The sequence below is a fragment of the Pseudobdellovibrionaceae bacterium genome, assembly GCA_023898385.1.
Taxonomy (GTDB): Bacteria; Bdellovibrionota; Bdellovibrionia; order Bdellovibrionales; family UBA1609.
In genome coordinates this window covers 1,169,119-1,184,891 of record CP060220.1, presented here as the reverse complement: position 1 = coordinate 1,184,891, position 15,773 = coordinate 1,169,119, and the positions used below count along the sequence as shown (strand labels likewise).

The following is a 15,773-nucleotide window of genomic DNA, read 5'->3' as shown; positions in this document are numbered from 1 at the left end:
ATCCAGGACATAATAAAGATTCCTTGCGTTAGACCTAGGTCCATCTGACCTAGTCAAAAGGAGTAAAGCAGACGTTGCCTTTTTGGTGGGGAGGCAGTTATTCTACCAAAGTGGAACATGAAGAGAACCTATCTGAAAAAGTAAATGCAAATGATGCTTCATCGGCTCGGATCCTCATCGTTGAAGACGATGAAAACTTGCTGGAATTGATGAACGAAGCCATCTCTGCAGCCGGATATCACACGAAAATGGTGGATCGGGCCAAAGATGCCTTGGAAGTGGTTAAATCCTTTAAACCCCATCTTGTAGTGACAGACAATGACATGCCAGGAATGACGGGGCTACAAATGCTCAAAGAGTTTCGGAGTCAAAAAAACTATGTCAGCGTTATTTTTGTTAGCGGTAGAACCGACACCAACTATGTAGTTGATGCCTTACGGGCCGGTGCCAATGACTACATTAGAAAACCCTTTAGGTTTGAAGAGTTAATCGCGCGCATCGAATGTAGCTTGCGTCTCAACGAGGTGCATGGCGAACTTTTAGAGGCCAATCAAAAATTGCACGACATGGTTGATCATGATTATCTCACCGGCCTGTTTAATATGCGGTCCATGTATGACAAAATTGACTACGAGTTAAAGCGAGCCCGTCGGCAAAAGTCGCAAGTGGCGGCAATCATGCTGGATATGGATCATTTCAAAAGAGTAAATGACGAGCATGATCATTTGTTTGGTAGTCACGTGCTCAAAGCCATGGGTCGATTGATAGCAGCCACCATGCGAGAAGTGGATTTGGCCGCTCGCTATGGCGGTGATGAATACTTAATTGTACTCACGGACACCGGCGAAGAAGGGGCCGTGGCCTTTGCCGAGCGCCTTCGAAAAGTGGTTGAAAGTCATACTTTTCGTGAAGGCCAGCACACCATTGATCTGACTATCAGTGTGGGGGTGGCCCTCTCTATTCCTGGCGAGGAAGATTTAGATGCTCGGTCTTTGGTGCGCCAAGCGGATGCAGCCTTGTATCAGGCGAAAGAGGCCGGACGTAATAAAGTGATTGTGTCGGTTTAGGGCGCTTCCGAAAAAAAGCAAATGGGGTCAATTCCTTAAAAAAGGCTATTTTAGACTACTTAATTAGCCCATTTGCGCCAAAAACAGTATTTTTGGACTATTTTAATGGTCTAATTTTCAATCCAAGCTTGCCGACCAATAGACTAGTTAAGTAGTCTAAATTTGACTCAATCACAAATTTTGGCATAATAAAGTAGTCTATGGAAAAAACCATCGAATTAGAAATTTTTGTTAACGGACAGTGGTGGGACCTCGCTGAAGTAGAGGTCTCAAAGCCTTTTTCTGTAAAGAGCTACAGAGAAAAAGGTCAGCTGCAATACAGCTTGGATTATTTAGATCGGTTTATCGACCAACTTCATAGCATCGGCCTTTATGCGGCCAGTGTAAGATACCCTCTGAATTACGGATTTATCACAGAGCCCCATTGGCCGGCATTTTTGCTAGATCTTATTCCAACGGGTGTAGCCAGACTCAATTGGCTCAAGCGGTTAAATCTTAACGATGGACCTGAAGCTGATTTCGAACTGCTAGCCAAAGGCGCCATTAATCCTCCAGGAAACATTCGAGTAAAACCAGAAGACAATCCTTTTGCTCGAACTAACAGCCACAGTGGTTTTGACTATGAAGAGGTTGTGGGTCGAGGCGTTGATTTTATTGAGTACGCTGAAAATATGGGGGCGATCGTTTCTGGAACAAGTGGCGCACAAGGGGAGGCTCCAAAATTCTTGTTGGTAGAGGACAAAAACGGCAAGTGGCATGGCGATGGAGCCATCAAAGACGAATCCATTGTAAAAAGTTGGTTAATCAAGTTTCCGCGGGGAAAAAAACAAAGAGACTATGAAATTCTAAGACTTGAACAGATCTACTATGAAGTGGCCACAGAACTAGGGGTGAGAGTTTTTGGTCCCTTGATCTGGGATAGAGACACTTTGTTTATCCCGCGCTTTGATCGTGGCAAAAACGACAGCAAGCAGGTGATTAGATTTGGTCTTGAAAGCTTGGTTTCAGCTATGGGGGTGGCCGAGTTTGGAGTCTCAAAAAAGAATGAAGAATATTTGGAAGTGATCAAGAAATTCTCCACAAACCCTGTGGACGACATGAAAGAGTATGTGTTTAGAGATTTTTTAAACATAGTCATGGGTAATACGGACAATCACGGCAGAAACACGGCTTTTATCAAAACAGAAAAGGGTATTGAACTTTCGCCTCTATTTGATTTTGCACCTATGGTTTTAGATGACAGCGGGATTCCGAGGGTATCTAAGTGGCAGGACGAAGTTTACCACATTCCTAATTTTCAAAGCATTGAGGGCAAACTGGTAGAGCTGGGCGTGCAAAAAAATATGGTAGTGGCCTTTTTTAAAGAGCTGCACGAAAAAATCGGCAATGTACCGAATCTCCTTCACAAAAAAGGCGTAAACAAAGAGACCTTAAGTTTTGTTACAAAAAAATATGATGAATTTATGACTGCTTTTCAAACTTATCTGGATTCGCTGTGAAATCAAAAAAAACCACAAGAAAACAATTGCGAGAAGAGTTAAATCAAGGTGTTCAAAGTGGCGAACTGGAGCTGCCAGAAGCGCTCATTTTGTTGCGAAAAGTCTTAGGTAAAAGCCAGCTCGAATACGCTCAAATGGTGGGTGTAAGTAAAAAAATCATCAGTGACTTTGAACTGGGAAGAGGCAACCCCACCATATCAACCTTAAACAAAATATTCGCGCCACTGGGTGTGGAAATGGGCCTGGTCACCAAGCGCCGCTAGATGCGTTCACTTCAGCTCACTTTATTTAGATGGACCCAGCTTATTATTTATTGAATTATGAGAGCTCGATAAATCTTGTGAAAATGCAAGCAAGAGGAGGGCGGCCATAAAAAAAGCCGACCATGTCGTGATACACCTTAATACCCATAGGCAAAAACATCCTTGATGCCATCGTTGTCGTCATCGGCCGTGTAAAAGAGAAACTTGCCGTTAGGCGTGTCTGTCGTACCTAATATGGCAATGGACTGATAGGTGGTGTCGTTGATTTGGCCATAGGTGAGACTCGATGTATTGGCCCAAAACAGTTCAAAGAGCTCATCTATGTGGGCATCGGCGAGATAAAAAATAAGATCACCATCTTGTTTTGGGCCCGTGATATGATAAATGTTTCCACCAGAGACAAATGGTGGGTTCAGTGGCCCAGAGATAGAGTTGGCAATAATATCCCAGAAATAAAGTTGGTACCCGCCGCCGGCGCTATTTGACTTTAGTGTAACTTTTGTGGGGTCTTGGATGCCGCCGTAGTTTTGAAACGTATACCCGGTACTGCCGGGGTCTAAGGGTGTTCCCCCTGTAACGCCGATTGTAGAGCTATTAAAAACTCCGTTGTCATAATAAATTATGGTCGCTGGATTGATTTGCGTAAAATACAGATAAAGGGTTGCAGCTGTTATGTCATTTTGTCTCACAGCGCTGGTGGCTACACCCGCCTGGGCGGTATACAAGTGAATTTTAAAATCGCCCTGCTGATCGGCTGCATAGAAAATTTTGTTGCCGACTTCTAGGTAAGAAAGATAGCCGTAAACGCTGCCCGCAGAGGAATTACTCAGCAGTGTCTCACTCGCAGCGCTGCCAATAATGGCACTGGCAGCATCTATGTAGGGCTGGGCACTAGGGTTTGTGAAGTATATCACCTGGGTGGAGTCAGCGCTAATTTTTGCAGATGCTGGCCTGTAGCCAACACCAGCAACATTGGTATTCAGTTTTACTGGGCTTGGGGCTGCAATGTTTACTGAATACAAGTCTCGGACACTCGCCGCCATGCTATGGGTATATACAATGGCAGTCTCATCTGGGGTGAGGTGAAATTCGTCAATGTATTCATTTGGCGGAGTGACTGCGTTACTGATTCGAACTCCGCCTGCGGTACCAGCCTCAAATCTGTAGAGCTCACTACTATTACCAGGGGGGTAGGGTGCGCAACTGGCAATCACCGTTGTAGAGTTCGACAATACTTTACTTGCACTGCAACTCATGCCTTGTGACAAATTTGTTAAGGTTGAGCCATCAATATGCACAGAATAAAGATCGCTAATATCTTCATCATCGATATTAGCTCGAAAAAAAATTGTTTGGCCATTATCCGAAACTTTTTGAAGGTAAAGTGATCGCCCTGCTGGAAGGTCAGGTGAAACGATAATTGATGAAAAATCACTCAAGTCCGTGACGTAAATGACGGGATGACTTTTACTCGCTATACTTGCCTGATAAATAATCCGGTTGTGACTAACGATTTCATAAACTGTACCCGGCGAAATCAGGGTTTCCGGTGAAACCTTTCGTATTTCAGAACCAAAAAAATCCATGTAATACAAATGTTCAAACCCTAAACTCTCTCGGTCTTGGGTAAATAGCAGTCCATGATCACATATAGAGGACCCGACCGAAGGCGTAATCATCGATGCTGTGCCCTGGGCGGCGGAATTTGACGTCACTTTGGCAGCTCCCCGCTTAAACGTGACATCTACGGTTTCGCCCAAGCTGTCGGTAACAACAATCACCACATCGCCGTTAGAAAAATTCGGTGTATAGACACCGGTCGTTATGTTAACGGACCCGGGCCCAGAGGCAATGGCAAACTGGTAGGGTGGCACACCGCCCGTGGGTGCCAACGTAATAGGTTGATTGACTAAAGCCGGCACTCCGGGCACGGCTAACGGAAAGGCTGAGGGGCTGGCGGTATTTCGCACTCGTCCTGATATTCTGTTGTCTGCAAGTTGGCATGCAGAAAGAAAAATAGCCACCAAAAGAACAAAGCCACCTGCTAGAACGGGCCTCATTAATAGCTTCAAAGATTTTATGACGTTCACAAGCATGGCAAATCAACCTAAATACACGTCAAAATAGACGGTGAATTCCAATGTTTTCGTTCAATGTTATTTTAAGCCACGAGGCCTAAAAACCCCACAATTTTTTTAAAAAAAGCGGTGTCAAGACAAGCTCCTGCGAACGACAAGCCCAAGCCTCAACAACAGGCACCGAAAGAATCTCAAAATGAGTCATTTGGGTAACCCGAATTATTTGGGCGACACGTATGTCTTTGAATGTATACGCCTTATTAATCGGGCTCGACCATCGTTGGCCGTAAGGATTCTCTATTCAGAATAGTCACTCAGATTCTCATCGGTTGAATTTAGTTTCAGTTATCTCTATGAAATTGACGGCGCCGCAAGCAGCTGCCTTTAAAAAAGACACCACTTTTTTGTATATAGAGTTCATGGGGTTGATTTTGCAGATAGGTATTCGTCGAGGTGCTAGATGGATTCTGATGAAACAGTTTTTATTTGCTACCCCCAGCTCCAACGTTCTTTAGTGCCCCTCAGAATTATCAAAAACAAAAACCACCTCAGTGCCGACGTCGCCTTTTTTAGCCGTGTAGTAAAAGTAATGATCTTTAACGCCGTCTTTGGCGCGGTCAGGATCTATAAATCGAATGGCCTGTGAAAGAGTGAGAAGGCGTTCATGTAAATATTCAGGGCTGACAGATCCATTGATATAAAGGGGGGTGGCCGTCTCCGGAGCTTCGAGTTCTATGCCATAAGAGTGGTCAAGATCTCGTACTGTGGCAATAAAAGCCGTGGTGGCCACGATCAATGTTCGTTTCTCGTTAATCGTCTCAAAAATTAATATTTTTCCCGTTTTTAAAACTTTCTCAGATTCGCCAGCTTTGAGGATTTTCGCCAATTTTTCATTGACCGAATCCACTGTCACCCCCGATGGATCAGGCGGTGAAGCGGTCAGTTGGTCAACGTAGGCCTTGATCTGGTCGATATGGTGGTTGGCCGTGATCCCTTTTAACGAGCTATCGTCCACATGTTCACCGGCATATACAGAATAGGAAATGCCCATTCCACTTTCATCGGCTTTTAAGAGGTCTCCGCATCGAGCCTCAATAGGTGTGATTACATACACATCAAAATAGGGTTTTTCCTTTGGCACGGTTCCATTTTCGTCGCCAAGTTTGATAGAACCCCATCCGTATGCGGAGCATGATAGTAGAAAAAGTGTTCCAAAAATAATCGTTTGCTGAATAAATTTCATAGGATCCATTTCTCAAAACGCGGTGAGTCCGACCTTATCGAAGGGATTGCAACGGTTATACCAGATTCCCAGAAAACTGCGGCCCAGGTGGTCCTAGGGCGTTTTTTCAGGGAGTTGGTTTAATGTCTTTGAGTGGAATCTTAAGAGAATAATGCCCACAGCAAAAAAAGCGAGAATCACTAATATTGATGATCGCGGGTTGTTCGTGGCCTGACTCACATAGCCCACAAGCACGGGGCCGAATATGGCAGAAAATTTTCCTACGGTATTAAAGAAACCAAAGTACTCAGCCTCTTGGCCCTCCGGAACCATCTGTGCATAGTAGGATCGACTGAGCGACTGAATACCTCCTTGTACAAGGCCGATGGCTCCTGCCAAAAAATAAAATTCATACACTTGTTGCATGTAGTGACCCCACGAGGTGGCGACAATATAGATGGCCAGCGCTAGATAAATGCCTTTTCGCGCCCCAAAACGTTCGCCAAAAAATCCAAAGGCCACCGTTGCTGGAAACGCCACAAAGTTGGTGATAAGGAGTGCCGTGATTAGATTGTCAGTGGGAAAACCCAGTGCTTTACCATAGTCCACAGCCATTTTGATCATGGTATTAACACCATCTATATAAAAGATGTAAGCAATCAGAAAAAGCAGTAGGGCTTTATGTTGACCCACCGATCGAATGGTGAGGGCCAGTTGTCGATAGCTCTTAGCAATCAACTGCCCATAGGACAGCGTTGATGCGGCGCCGTCCTCCTGCACCATAAAAAATAGGGGCAATGAAAAAATCGCCCACCACAAAGAGACCGTTAAAAATGAATAGCGGATACCTTCGGCAGCCGAAGAAAAACCAAACCATTCGGGTTTTGTAGCCATCAGCACATTCACCACCAGCAAAAGGCTGCCACCCAGATAACCGAGCGCATAGCCGAGGCCTGAAACAAAATCCATCTTCTGACGACCCGATACAGAGACAAGAAGAGAGTCATAAAAAATATTGCTTCCCGCAAATCCCATGGCCGCGAGGGCATAAAAAGCTAAGGCCCATTGCCAATCCGATGCCGGGGCGAAGAATAGGCCGGCTGTGGTTAATACGCCAAGGGCAGTGAATAATCCAAGAAATCTTTTCTTTCTGCGGCCGGCATCAGCCATGGCTCCCAATATAGGTGCGCTCACAGCAATGCAAAGACTAGCCACTGAGTTGCCCATACCAAGTTCAAATGTGCTTTGTGTGACCTCTACACCCGAGCGCCAATATTCTTTAAAAAACACAGGGAAAAAGGCTGCCATCACCGTTGTGGCAAACGCCGAGTTGGCAAAGTCGTAGAGCGACCAGGCTAAAATTTGGCGATTATTTCTTTGCGCCCAGTGATTTTGCCCAGTCTTTCCAGGCTTGGAGTTTTGGTTGTCGCTCTTCATCGGAGTCGTCTTCGTTGATAATGGGCCCTTTTGGATTTCGCACGCGCAAGGCCGTTGTTAAATAGTTTTGCACTTCAATACTATTGGTTTTCTCTAGTCCGGCAACCAGGGCCTTCATGTTGTCATCACTGGGGTGTTGGCGCAAAGTCTGAGCGGCGCGTATTTTCACTGTGTTGTTTTCCTCAGGATCAAGTACTAACTCTTGCATGGCATGCTTGATGCTCAGCCCCCAGGCCGAGCCCAGCTCAGAAATGGCCTCAATGCGTTTGTCAGATTCTAAAGCTTTATCACGAATGGTTTTTAACTGCACAAAATAGCTATCGCGCCATTGGGCCAAACTCATATCAAGAAACATAGACCAGGCATTGGTGCCTTCAAGCCATTCCGTACCAGGCCGCTGAACGACCCATTGTTTATCTGTAATTCGATAAAATTTGTATTCCTTATCAGCCGTTCGCAATGTGAATCGACTGTTGTCGTGGGCTCGAGAGTCAGGATCGTTGAGGATTGCGGGGTGAATATAAACATCCGGGGTGTACTGCTGAATCGCATTTTCAAAATTGACGAAATAATCCCAGTTCACCGAAAACTGCGGATCTTGACTTCGCCATTCGCCCTCGATCTTTTTGAAATCCAGGAGCGGCCGGCCCTGCATTTGAATGACAAATCGATCGCCTAAGTTGATTTGATGTTTTTGGTTTTTCAACAACCAATTCCTATGCAGGGGGATATAATAGATCCCGTCCCCGGTCAGGGTCAGGCAGTTGGTGCCGTTGCTGATGATTTTTTTCTCTATATAAAAATGACGCTTGATGGTTCTATTAAAGGACTTGGCGCGAACCGAAAGATCCGGTCTCTCGGGGAGACCCTCACAGGCATCGGCAAACTCTTTGCCGAAAAAAGGTGCAAATGATGAAAAAGTGCCAAGGTCTACGGTGGACTTACCCAGCTGGGGTCCGTACTCGCCATTTTGAACTTTGAAGAAATCAAGCTTCGAGCCAAAGGTCCATTCTTGAACCGGTGGCGCGTCGTCCGCATTGGCCTTGACTCCTGCGCCGAGGACGAGAAGTGTTGCGACCATTAGGACTTTTGCATGCCTGTACGTGTCAATACCAATGTTGAACATATTCGTATTGTCTCACATTTTGACTCAATTTTTAGCGAATTTTAACATATGTTAAAAAAAAGCAGAAAAAGCCGCCCGTAGGAGGACATCGTGGAACTTTTGGATCAGGTCAGTGGATTTTTATTAGGCACAAACGTGTCGTGGAGTGTTTTAGCAGCTGTGGTGGCATTTGTGGCCATTGCTTACCTGGGCATGCCATTTTTGGTTTGGACCATAGCTATTTTTGCGGTGCTGTTGGGCTTTTCAGCACCATTTTGGCTGACACTGACTTTTGCAGTCGTTGCAGTGATTTTTAACGTTCGACCACTGAGAAAATCCATGGTTTCCGGTGCGTTGCTGAAGGCCATGAAGCCCATCATGCCAAAGATTTCTGAAACGGAAAGAACCGCGTTAGAAGCGGGCGTGGTGTGGCGTGAAGCTGATTTGTTTTCCGGAAAACCAGATATGCAAAAACTGATGGATGAACCCTATCCAGAACTTACGGTTGAGGAGCAAGCCTTCATTGATGGACCCGTGAACCGGCTTTGCGAATTGATCGATGATTGGAAGGTCTGGAAAGAGAGAACTCTTTCTGACGAGGCCATGGACTACATCAAAAAAGAGAAATTTTTAGGGATGATTATTCCCAAAGAGTACGGTGGGTTGGGATTTTCAGCACTTTGTAATTCAGAAGTTGTACAAAAACTTTCAAGCCATTCAATCACCGCGGGTATAACAGTTATGGTGCCCAACTCATTAGGGCCCGCAGAGCTTTTGATCCACTATGGAACCCAGGCTCAAAAAGATAGATACTTAAGAAAATTGGCAACGGGTGAAGAGATCCCTTGTTTTGGTTTGACTGAGCCCATGGCTGGTAGCGATGCCGGAGCTATCACGTCCACTGGAGTCTTATATAAAGGGGACGACGGCGAAGTTTACCTTAAACTGAATTGGCAAAAACGTTGGATCACGTTGTCGCCCATTTCTACTTTAATTGGGTTGGCCTTTCGCTTAAAAGACCCTGAAAACATCCTTGGTAAAGGCGTTGATGTAGGAATCACTTGTGCATTAATTCCTTCCCATACGCCCGGAGTTTGGGTGGGTCACCGGCATGATCCCATGGGATTACCATTTAACAACGGTCCCACAGAAGGCCAAGATGTTGTAGTGAAAGCTGAGGACGCCATCATTGGTGGTGTGGCCAATGCCGGCAAGGGCTGGACGATGTTGATGGAGTCCTTGGCGGCCGGGCGAGGCATTTCATTGCCCGCACAGGGTACTGGCGGTGTGAAGTTGGCCTACCGAGTTCTGTCGGCCCATGCCAATACCAGAAAGCAATTCGGAGTGCCCATCGGCAAATTCGAAGGCGTGGAAGAGCCATTGTCTCGCGTGGGCGGTATGGTTTACTACATTGAAGCTCTGCGAAAATACACGATCAGCGCATTAGATCAGGGAGTGAAACCCCCCGTGGTTACGGCCATGACAAAATATAATGCCACTGAATTTGGTCGACGGGCAGCCACAGATGCGATGGATGTACTCGGAGGCCAGGGGCTTTCCATGGGGCCGCGAAACGTGATGTCTATTCCTTACTTCGGGATGCCCGTAGCGGTGACAGTTGAGGGAGCCAATATTCTGACTCGAACCTTGATTGTATTTGGACAAGGGGCATTGCGAGCGCACCCTTATGCCTTCAGTGAAGTGGATGCGGTCATTAGCGGAAATGCCGACGCTTTTGATAAGGCCTTTTGGGGGCACATTGGTCATGTCACTCGAAATTCGGCGCGTTCATTTGTGTTAAGTCTCACTCGCGGTATGTTTGCTTCGCGGGGTTACGGGCAGGGTATGGGGCGCTATTTCCAAAAGTTAGTGTGGGCATCGGCAAGTTTTGCCATCATGGCCGATTTTGCTATGGGCCTTTTGGGTGGAAAACTAAAAGTGAAAGAAAAACTAACGGGCCGATTTGCAGATATTCTTTCGTGGATGTTTATTGCCACTGCGGTATTAAGACGGTTTAAAGCCGAAGGTTGCCGGGAAGAAGATCGCCCCTTTGCTGAGTATTCTCTGCAAGTGGCGTTTTCTGAAATTCAAAGGTCATTCGACGGTATTTTTGATAATTTTGATGTGCCCCTATTGGGTTGGTTTTTTAAGGGCCCCATTCGCTGGTGGTCGGGGTTAAATACAATAGGTATTGCACCCAAAGATAGCCTGGGTCAGGCGGTGGTTTCATCGATGTTGGCAGATACCGATCAACGAGACCGATTCACTTCTGGTATTTATGTGCCCGAGGATACTTCTACCGGTATGGGCCGCATTGAAGCCGCCTTTCACGCGGTGAAAAAGGCTGAAGGTTTAGAGAAAAAACTCAGAAAAGCAGTGAAGGCAAAGAAGCTAGCCAAAGGGCGAGGTGCTGAATGGTTGGAGATGGCCGCCACACAAGGTGTCATTAGCCAAGAAGAGAAAGCCCAGTTGCTTGAAGCTGAAAAATTGCGTTGGGATGCCATTCAAGTGGATGACTTTAACTGGGATGCCTATACGGCCACCACAGCCAAGCCCTATGTACGGGATCCATCTGCAGCTAAGTAGGGCGCAATTCGCCTGGCTCAATGTCCAGAATAGTGAATACTATTAAGGCAGGGGCACTGTATCTCCGATGAGACAGTGAACCCTAACCTTAGGTATTTACTTATGTCAGACGGCTCAGCCGCAAAAAAAATCAATTCAGGTTATGGCTCTATTTCCATAGAGGATTTGGGTTCATTTGACGAGTTTCCAGAAGATGTTCTGCTTCATCTTAAGCGCGTGGCGAAAGTGGTTCGAGTGCCTGAGGGTACAGAGGTTTTGCATCAAGGCGAAAAAAACGACACGCTCTACTTTCTAGTGTCAGGCAATTTGGAAGTGTTCGTTGATGGTGGTCGAGTGGCCAATTTAAGTCGGCTTGGCGACCTCATTGGCGAAATGTCAGTGATCACAGACCAGCCCGTCGCAGCCACAATTATTGCAAAAACACCTGTGGAAATGATCACCATTGACTCAAAAGAATTTTTAAACACGACTCCAGACAAAGCCGAAAAGGTTCAATATATTCTCTATCGCGTATTTGCCACCATTCTCATTGATAAACTGAGAATCACCAATCAAAAGGCAAAGGCCCTTGAAGAGACAATGGCTGAGCTGAATGTGACAAAAGATCAACTAGAGCAAGCCAATGAGCTTTTAGAAAAAAAGGTCGAAAAGCGAACTAAAGATTTACAGAAAAAAACAGAGGCATTGCTGGCCTCCTATCAAAAACTTGAACAGCAAAACGCGGCCCTTACGGCCAGTCACAATAAAATTGAAGAACTTTATAGCACCCGCAAGTCCACATTCAAAAAGCTTGAAGAATTACTTGAAGACCACTTGCGCCCCCTGAAGGTTGCACTCAACGGTATGATGGGAACAGCAGACACCCATGCCTTGCCTGGTTTTCAAAAAATCCTAAAAGAAGTCGACGAAGTGACTCGCCTACTAGAGCCAATCACTGACCTCTATAATAGTGAAATGGCTATGGAGCACACCCGTGTCCTTTTGGCTGAACCCAGCCGCAAAGATCAAGTCGTTGCAAAATTGGCCCTGGGCGGAACCGGAGCAGAACTCGATATTGTTAGCACCTTAAAGGAAGGCCAGGCCAAACTGGCTGAGAACAGTTATAACATTGTATTTGTAGATCGAACTATGTTGTCTTTGGTGGACGCCGCTTTAGCCAGCAACCCGAGTACAAAGTGTGTCTTTATGACATCTGAAGAGATTCCTAATTATTTACCAGATTTGAAAAGGCAAAAAACATTGCCAAACCTGGTATCCAGAGACGCCAATGACCGACGATTCACAGTGAAGAATATTGTAACCACAGTGTCAAAATTAATGAGCCGGGATATTTTTGGACTCGAAAAGTATCTTTCATGGGGTGTCGAAGTTCACGAGCACCCGGTGGTTTCAAGTGAAAGTCGGCGAAACTTGATTACTGCAGCGGATGATTACTTCACATCATTGGGCCTGCGGTCCTCATTGCGCGATAAGTGTCGTACGGTTTTAGAAGAACTGTTGATGAATGCCATCTACGATGCGCCAGTGGATGCAAACGGAAAAGCAAAATATAATCATCTATCCAGGCAAGAAGAGATACACTTGCCGAAAGAAGAACAGGGGTTGCTGCGTTATGCCTGCGACGGAAATCTGATGGCCGTTTCAGTGTCTGACCCCTTTGGCGCATTGACCGGCCAAACAATTCTCAATTATCTGGATAGCTGTTATGGTGGTCGAGCCGGGGCGTTGAATGTAGAAAAAGGCGGCGCTGGACGGGGACTTCACCAAATCGTAGAGAACTCCAATCTTGTGGTTTTCAATGTGGCCACCGGGCAACGAACAGAAGTGATTGCCCTGTTTAACCTTGAAAAACCAAAAGATATTATTGCCTACCCCTCCTTTCACTTTTTCTCGTACTAGCCTCGCCCACGGTAACCGACTGAAATATCTGGCTTTTTTGCCGGCACCAAATTTCTATCTAAATATTGCTATGGCCACAAAATGGTGTTAAGGTGCTCGACCTGTTAGGGATATTTCCCCATTATTTTTAGCTCCAAGTTGAGAAAAAGGGCCTGAGCGATGAAAACTGACACCCATCCTGAATTTAGACCAGTGGTTTTTAAGGATCTTTCCAGTGACTTTGCTATTTTGACAAAGTCCACTTTGAAGGCAAAAGACACCATCAAATGGGAAGACGGAAACGAATATCCCTTAATCAAGATGGACATCTCAAGCCACTCTCACCCGTTCTATACAGGTCAACAACGTGTAGTCGATGCTGAAGGACGAGCAGAGAAATTCCGTAAGAAATACGGTCGCAAGTAAGACTCAAATCCGTTGGATGTAAATACGATTCATAAAAGTCGGGCCACCGGCTACATGCTGACGGCAGTGCTGTTTTTTGCTGTCGTGCATGCTAGCGTGAAGCACCTCACGCGTATTCCTTTTTTTGAATTGGTATTTTTTCGGGCTTTGATCACCTTTGTAGTCTCTGCAGCGATTTTAAAATGGCGCAGAAAAAGCCTGCGAGGCAACCACTACCCTTTGTTGTTGGCACGAGGTGCGGCAGGAGCTGTTGCATTAACCTTGTACTTTTTTACATTACAAAAAATGCCGCTGGCGACGGCGGTCACCTTACAACATCTTTCTCCAGTATTTGCATTGGTGTTTGCTGGTTTTTTGCTCAAAGAAAAAACCAGCAAGTGGCAATGGTTGGCTTTGGTTCTCGCGTTTTTAGGTGTGCTGTTTGTGAAGGGGTTTGATGCCCGCGTGAGCATGGGCGAAGTGGTTGTGGGGGTGATGGCTGCCGCATTTTCAGCTTTGGCCTATAATTTTGTGCGCATGCTTAAAGATTATGAAGATGCTCTTGTGGTGGTGTTTTACTTTCCACTAGTGACATTGCCACTCATAACTCCGGTGACCCTGTACTATTGGGTCCCGCCCACATGGAGTGAATGGCCCTGGGTGTTGGCCATCGGTCTATGCACGCAGATTTCACAAGTGTATATGACAAAGGCCTACCAGGCGGCGCCGCTATCCAATGTGGTTATCGTTAAATATCTAGGCATTGTCTTTGCGTTGGCCATTGGCTGGCTGGCCTTTGACGAGCCAGTGCAATGGTTAAGCTTCTTGGGAATGATATTGATTGTATTAGCCGTGCTGGTAGGCAGTCGCCTTAAGGGCGCTCCAGTATCGCAGTAACACCCATTCCGCCCGCCGTGCAAATTGAAATCAGTCCACGACCGCTGCCTTTTTGCGCAAGAAGCTTTGATAGGCTTGCCACAATTCGTGTGCCCGTGGCCGCAAAAGGGTGACCCAAGGCCACGCTGCCACCCTTAACATTTAATTTGGAGCGATCAATTTGTCCCAGTGGTTCTGTACGGCCCAATTTTTCTCGGCAAAATTCAGCAGACTCCCATGCCTTTAAAGTGCATAAAACTTGTGCCGCAAAGGCTTCGTGAATTTCATAAAAATCAAAGTCTTGAAGTTTCAATCCAGCTTGATCCAATAGTTTAGGAACGGCATAGGCGGGCGCCATGAGTAACCCTTCGTCTCCAACAAAATCCACAGCAGCCGTCTGAGCAAATGTCAGATAGGCTTGAATGGGAAGACTTCGTTCTTTCGCCCACTTCTCTGAGGCCAGTAAAACGCATGACGCGCCATCAGTTAAAGGAGTGCTGTTGCCGGCAGTCAATGTGCCGCGCTCACTTCGATCAAATGCGGGTTTTAGTTTGGCGAGTTTTTCTTGGGTGGAGTCGCCTCGCACATTGTTGTCTTTGCTCAATCCGTGAAACGGAGTGATGAGGTCATCGTAAAAACCTTCTTCATAGGCTTTTGCCGCCTTGAGGTGACTATCAAGTGCCAGTTGATCTTGATCTTCTCTTGTGATCTTCCATTGCTGAGCCATTTTCTCACAACTTTGGCCCATGCTTAAACCCGTTCGAGGCTCGACCACACCAGGGGCAACGGGGATCAAATCCTTTGGGCGAAGGCTCATGAAGACCTTCATTTTCTCCAAGGCCGATCGAGCTTTAAAACTTTTTAGCATGGTGTGAGCAAAGCGTTGGCTGAACACAATGGGAAGGTCGCTATTGGTGTCTGTGCCGCCGGCGATACCCGCATCAATTTGTCCTAACGCTATTTTGTTGGCCACAAGAATAGACGTCTCTAGGCTTGTGCCGCAGGCTTGTTGAACATCATAGGCGGGAGTGTGAGCAGACAACCCTGAACTTAAAGTCACTTCTCTTGCGAGGTTCCAGTCTTTTGAGTGTTTCATCACAGCACCCAACGACACTTCACCGAGAGTCATCCCCTTAAGTGAAAACTTGGCGACCAACCCCTGCAGGGCAGCCGTCATTAGATCTTCATTAGAAACGCCCATATAGGCTGACATAGACCGGGAAAATGGAATACGGGTACCGCCAACTACGGCAACTTTTCGTGGGTTCATAAAGGTCTCCTGGAAGATGAATTGTCAGTACATGTGTGTGAACAAACGCTAAAGAGTGCTTGTGACCCGACCAAGGTCATGATCCAT

Annotated in this window: 12 protein-coding genes; 7 read left to right on the top strand and 5 right to left on the bottom strand. The window is 46.3% G+C overall.

Annotation, left to right across the window (positions count from 1 at the left end):
- Positions 1–74 precede the first annotated feature (74 nt).
- The 3 genes from H6626_05115 to H6626_05105 all read left to right on the top strand — a co-directional run bounded on the left by H6626_05115 (position 75) and on the right by H6626_05105 (position 2,829).
- On the top strand, positions 75–1,067 hold the full coding sequence (locus H6626_05115; GenBank protein USN48472.1) for a diguanylate cyclase: 993 nt from the start codon (positions 75–77) through the stop codon (positions 1,065–1,067).
- A gap of 200 nt (positions 1,068–1,267) precedes the next feature.
- On the top strand, positions 1,268–2,566 hold the full coding sequence (locus H6626_05110) for a HipA domain-containing protein (protein ID USN48471.1): 1,299 nt from the start codon (positions 1,268–1,270) through the stop codon (positions 2,564–2,566).
- The gene (locus tag H6626_05105) at positions 2,563–2,829 is read left to right on the top strand and encodes a helix-turn-helix transcriptional regulator (protein USN48470.1); all 267 of its coding nucleotides are present in this window, start codon (positions 2,563–2,565) and stop codon (positions 2,827–2,829) included. The genes H6626_05110 and H6626_05105 overlap by 4 nt, the downstream gene beginning before the upstream one ends.
- 137 nt (positions 2,830–2,966) lie before the next feature.
- Here the strand turns inward: H6626_05105 and H6626_05100 are convergent, their stop codons facing one another.
- The 4 genes from H6626_05100 to H6626_05085 form a co-directional block, all read right to left on the bottom strand.
- Positions 2,967–4,889 carry a hypothetical protein gene (locus tag H6626_05100; GenBank protein USN48469.1) on the bottom strand — a complete coding sequence of 641 codons (1,923 nt, stop codon included), beginning with the start codon at positions 4,887–4,889 and terminating at the stop codon, positions 2,967–2,969.
- 529 nt (positions 4,890–5,418) lie between these two features.
- Positions 5,419–6,150 carry a hypothetical protein gene (locus H6626_05095; GenBank protein ID USN48468.1) on the bottom strand — a complete coding sequence of 244 codons (732 nt, stop codon included), beginning with the start codon at positions 6,148–6,150 and terminating at the stop codon, positions 5,419–5,421.
- A 93-nt stretch (positions 6,151–6,243) separates the two neighbouring features.
- The gene (locus H6626_05090; GenBank protein ID USN48467.1) at positions 6,244–7,566 is read right to left on the bottom strand and encodes an MFS transporter; all 1,323 of its coding nucleotides are present in this window, start codon (positions 7,564–7,566) and stop codon (positions 6,244–6,246) included.
- Complete coding sequence (locus H6626_05085) at positions 7,499–8,647, bottom strand: hypothetical protein (protein ID USN48466.1); 1,149 nt, start codon at positions 8,645–8,647, stop codon at positions 7,499–7,501. Before H6626_05085 ends, H6626_05090 begins: the two co-directional genes overlap by 68 nt.
- Positions 8,648–8,782: 135 nt before the next feature.
- Here H6626_05085 and H6626_05080 point away from each other — a divergent pair, with 135 nt between their 5' ends.
- The 4 genes from H6626_05080 (at position 8,783) to H6626_05065 (ending at position 14,437) form a co-directional block, all read left to right on the top strand.
- Positions 8,783–11,257: an acyl-CoA dehydrogenase gene (locus tag H6626_05080; GenBank protein USN48465.1), complete on the top strand. Its 2,475-nt coding sequence runs from the start codon at positions 8,783–8,785 to the stop codon at positions 11,255–11,257.
- Positions 11,258–11,359: 102 nt separating this feature from the next.
- Positions 11,360–13,156 carry a cyclic nucleotide-binding domain-containing protein gene (locus H6626_05075; GenBank protein USN48464.1) on the top strand — a complete coding sequence of 599 codons (1,797 nt, stop codon included), beginning with the start codon at positions 11,360–11,362 and terminating at the stop codon, positions 13,154–13,156.
- A gap of 159 nt (positions 13,157–13,315) precedes the next feature.
- Positions 13,316–13,561, top strand: coding sequence for a type B 50S ribosomal protein L31 (locus H6626_05070; GenBank protein ID USN48463.1), 246 nt, complete (start codon positions 13,316–13,318; stop codon positions 13,559–13,561).
- 12 nt (positions 13,562–13,573) lie between these two features.
- Positions 13,574–14,437 carry a DMT family transporter gene (locus tag H6626_05065; protein ID USN48462.1) on the top strand — a complete coding sequence of 288 codons (864 nt, stop codon included), beginning with the start codon at positions 13,574–13,576 and terminating at the stop codon, positions 14,435–14,437.
- On the opposite strand, the gene H6626_05060 is transcribed toward H6626_05065, so the two are convergent.
- Positions 14,412–15,686, bottom strand: coding sequence for an acetyl-CoA C-acetyltransferase (locus tag H6626_05060; GenBank protein ID USN48461.1), 1,275 nt, complete (start codon positions 15,684–15,686; stop codon positions 14,412–14,414). The two genes, H6626_05065 and H6626_05060, sit on opposite strands and share 26 nt — an antisense overlap.
- Positions 15,687–15,773: the final 87 nt, after the last annotated feature.